At 44.0% G+C, this 4,147-nt stretch carries 4 protein-coding genes; all 4 read right to left on the minus strand.

Going from position 1 to position 4,147, the window contains the following annotated elements:
- The coding region (locus AC1DUA_RS30650) for a carbohydrate ABC transporter permease (protein WP_477503343.1) at positions 1-720 on the minus strand (720 nt) is incomplete at its 3' end.
- A gap of 13 nt (positions 721-733) precedes the next feature.
- Positions 734-1,687: a carbohydrate ABC transporter permease gene (locus AC1DUA_RS30655; RefSeq protein ID WP_477503344.1), complete on the minus strand. Its 954-nt coding sequence runs from the start codon at positions 1,685-1,687 to the stop codon at positions 734-736.
- Between the two features lie 81 nt (positions 1,688-1,768).
- Positions 1,769-3,160 (minus strand): ABC transporter substrate-binding protein, encoded by a 1,392-nt coding sequence (locus AC1DUA_RS30660; protein WP_477503345.1) that lies wholly within the window; start codon positions 3,158-3,160, stop codon positions 1,769-1,771.
- An 85-nt stretch (positions 3,161-3,245) separates the two neighbouring features.
- Positions 3,246-4,147: ABC transporter substrate-binding protein (locus AC1DUA_RS30665; RefSeq protein WP_477503346.1), on the minus strand; the 902-nt coding region annotated here is incomplete at its 5' end.

A 4,147-nucleotide genomic window follows, 5' to 3' on the forward strand; every position in this document is an offset into this window, starting at 1 on the left:
CATTTCACCCTGCATAACTGCAATGGCTACCGGTATCGTATATTTCGTTGGGTCATTGATCAGCACAAGCGCAAATACATATTCATTCCAAATATTCAGCACGGTAATGATGGCCACAGACATCAGTCCCGGCTTGGCAAGTGGAAGCATAATTCGAAAAAAAATGCCATAATGAGAAGCGCCATCTATGGAGGCGGCCTCTTCCAGTTCGCTTGGCAGTGATTTGAAAAAACTGACCAAGACGAATACGGCAAACGGCACGGCTGTGACCATGTAGACTAAAATAAGGCCAATTAAATTGTTCGTTAGATGAAGATCATTCAGCAGAAAAAATAAGGGGATGATGCCAAGAAATGTTGGAATCATCATGTAGGAAAGATACGAATAGTACAATAAGCCGTTTCCTCTGAACGTAAATCGTGCAATCACATAGGCTGTTGTAGCCGATAAGAACACTCCAAATATCGTGCTTACTACTGTAACTACCAGTGAATTCATAAAATTATGGCCAAAATTATATTTTCCCCATACGTACGAAAAATTGGACCAGAGCAAGGGCAACTTCGGCAGATCCCAGGGTCTTCCCAAGAAAAATTGCTGGTTATCCTTCAAGGCGCTGAGGATTGTCCAGATGAGTGGATAAAGGACGCATATCGCCCAAGCGATGAGAATGCATTTGAAAAACAGCCGGAATACAGGATTGACTATACCTTGACTCATATGAAAAACTCCTCTACGTTAATTCAATTGTCTCTCTCTTCATCAGCCTCTGAAGGGTTGCTGTCGTTATTAATGAGAGAACCAGAATGAGGACGCCAATCGCAGACGCATAACTGAACTTGCCGAATTTGAATGCATTCAGGTACAAATAGGAGCCCATGACCTGTGTAGCATTGTCCACTCCACCCTCGAAGGTCATAATCGTTACGATAACGAACGACCCATTGAGTGTCGTCATCACAATCCATACCACGGAAGTCTTGATTTGTTCCCACGAAAGAGGAAGGGTAATCAACCAGAATTGATCCCACTGTGATGCTCCGTCAATGTCAGCTGATTCAAATAATGACGTTGGAATACTGAGAATACCGGCAACCAGTAAAATGATTGTAAAGCCAATACCTGCCCAGATCGAAGGCGGCAGCAGCGCGAATATCGACCATTTGTCACCTAACCAGGCGAAATCAAACTTTTTTTCTGTAAATAAAGAGATGAAAGAATTCAAAAATCCAAGGTTCGGATTGTACACATAACGCCAGAGAACCCCGACGACAACAACGGAAAGCACATTAGGCAGAAAGAAAATAATACGATAAAAACCTGAACCTCTGATGTTCAACCGAGTTAGCGCTAGCGCGAATACCATAGACAAAACCATAAAACCAATGACTTTCCCTATGACCAGAATATAGTCGTTGCGAATTGTCTTCAGGATCACACTGTCGTCCATCATCTCCTTGAAATTTCCAAGGCCGATAAAATTATAGGTTTCGGACCCTCCTGACCAATCAAATAAACTGAGATATATCCCTTTAAACATTGGATAAACGGTAAACACGAGATATAGAAGCAACGTTGGAAGGATAAAGGAAAGAATGAACACATTCCGCTTCATCTTTGCGGTACCGACTCTCTCACTTGTTTTCCGCTCTAACTTGGCATTTGCGGATGTCTTGCTCACTTTCATACTTTCCTCCAATCTAAGCTTCTGAAGAACAATAAGGGAATCCGAAGCATTCCCTTATTGTCATTCCCAACTTACTATGGCTTATTTTTTTTCTTTAGCGCGAATTTTATCCGTAGCCTCTTCCATACGGTCTGACCACTGCTGCGGAGTAATTTCACCTTTCGTAAGAGCGAGCGTTGCGTTGTTTCTTGCTGTTACAAGTTCTTCTGGGATAACAACCTCAGGCGCAACAACGGTGTTTGGTGAATTATAGAATTTGGCTGCTTCTTTCGTAAGCGCTGGCGCATTGGTTCCTTCGAGATCTGCCTTGATATTMGCAGGGGCTTTGGAAAGCTCAGCCCATAATTTACTCTCTTTTTCGGTGAAAATGAATTGCATGAAAGCTTTGGCTGCCTCTGGGTTTTTCGCTTTCTTGGCGATGGCAACTGTGGATGTGTAAGGGTTCGCTACGAACTTGCCGCCTTTATCTTGGCCAATGGATGGCAAGAACCCAAATTCAAATCCAGCTGGAATATCTTTGGCCATTTCACTTTCAACCCAAATGCCTGTCGGTATGAAAGCAGCTTTGTGCTGCAGCCACTGCGTTTGGGAATCTGTGTGATTCAGAGCAGGTGATCCTTTGTCGATGAGCCCTTTGTCTCTCATTTGCACAATTCTGTCGAGAGATTTCATCACAGGTTCGCTCTTCCAAACACCTTTTTCGAGGGAATTAATTTTCTTGAAAATGGATGTATCATAGTTGTTCATCGAAATAATCGTTGGGTCTAGCAATCCACCGTTGATGTAGTACGGGTAAACCCCTGTATGGATATAATCGCTCATTTTGCCATCGGCTTTAATCTTCTCGCCTAAATCCATGAAACTTTGGAAGTCTACAGGCGCTTCCCAGCCTTTGCTTTTGAATAATGCTTTATCGTAGAACGTTCCCCAAGAGCCGAAAACGAGTGGGACAGCGAACTCTTTGCCCGGTTTGTACTCTTCAGGCTGAGCGATCAAGAGATCAAGAATCTTCTTCCCATCTACGTTTTTGGCCTCCTTCAGCCAGTCCGTAATATCCATCAGTTGATCGTCGGTTACCATCTGTCTTGTATTGGAGCCAGCTCCGTCGATGTAAACAAAATCAGGCGGATTCCCTTGAATCCAGCGCGGTTTCATTTGATCGTTAATTTTCGCTCCTGCGGATTCTTTAATCTTCAAATCCGGATTCTGCTTTTGGAACTCAGCAATGGCCTGTTTCCACCATGCGTCGCCATACCCGCCGACAAAATATTGAATTTCAAAGTCGCCTGTAAGCTTTGTTCCCGCAGGGCTTGCGCTATCAGCCGGTTTGGCACTCTCCACCGGTTTTACACTGTCAGCAGGCTTTACTGACGCAGTAGTCGTATTCGTATTGTTACTTCCACAGCCCGTTAACGTAAGTACAACAGTCGATACCAACATACCCCATGCCATTGCATTTTTTGGCTTCATCATCGTCAAGACCTCCCTAGAATTTTGCGGTGCAACCGTCCTTATTGAAAGCATCCGCTTCTACTAATTTCCAACTCCTTTGTACACCTTAATCATAGTAATTTTTACCGCTTTCATGCTTAGGCGTCATCTGACCGAGCAAAACGGTTTGACCCATATTTCTTGTCGCGTTCAGAACGGCAGACCATGCGGGATTATTGATCGGGTAAAACTTTGCATTTTTAATAGAGTCGAGATTTTGCTTCATGGATGGATCATTAGCCGCCAATTTATTGCCTACCGTACGAATGGTTGGAAGAAAACCTTCCCGTAGAACGAATTCTTCGTAACGTCCATCCTCATAAATAAAATCGAGAAATTTGGACAAAGCATCCCTGTTGGTATGATCCGTTTTGAAAGACATCCAAACATCCTGCACCCCCAGCACCAGAGGTGTCTGCCCCTCTTTAACCGGAATTGGCCCCTTCGCCCATTTCAGCCCTGGGTACTCATGCGGGACGACGGCCTCAAAATAGTTGCCGGAGATCAGCATGCCTAACTTGCCGTTTCCTAGAATTCGCTGTTTTTCATCGCGCGTTGTCACCGTTGGTTCTGGATCCGTTAGACCTTCTTCGTATAGTTTTTTTAGAAAGGTGATGCCCTCCACGTTCTCAGGAGAATTAATCGCCCATTCGCCATCTTTCATCCAACCACCGCCGGCACCATAGAAAAAATAAGAGAGATACGCCCAAATCTCATTATCCGTCAAATCGACGCCGAAGCCATCCACTTGATTGGTGTTTTTTATTTTGCGCGCATCCTCCTCTAAATCACTCCATGTTTTTGGCGGTTCTGTAAGACCAACCTCATTGAAAATATCTTTGTTATAATACAATTCGCGGATGGTCGTAACGTAAGGTATCGTATACTGTGTGTCATGCATCTTACTGCTCTCCATTAGATAAGGATAAAACTTATTTTTCAATTCCGGGGAAAGAAGATCCTCCATGC

It is taken from the genome of Paenibacillus sp. 01T422 (genome assembly GCF_056398785.1).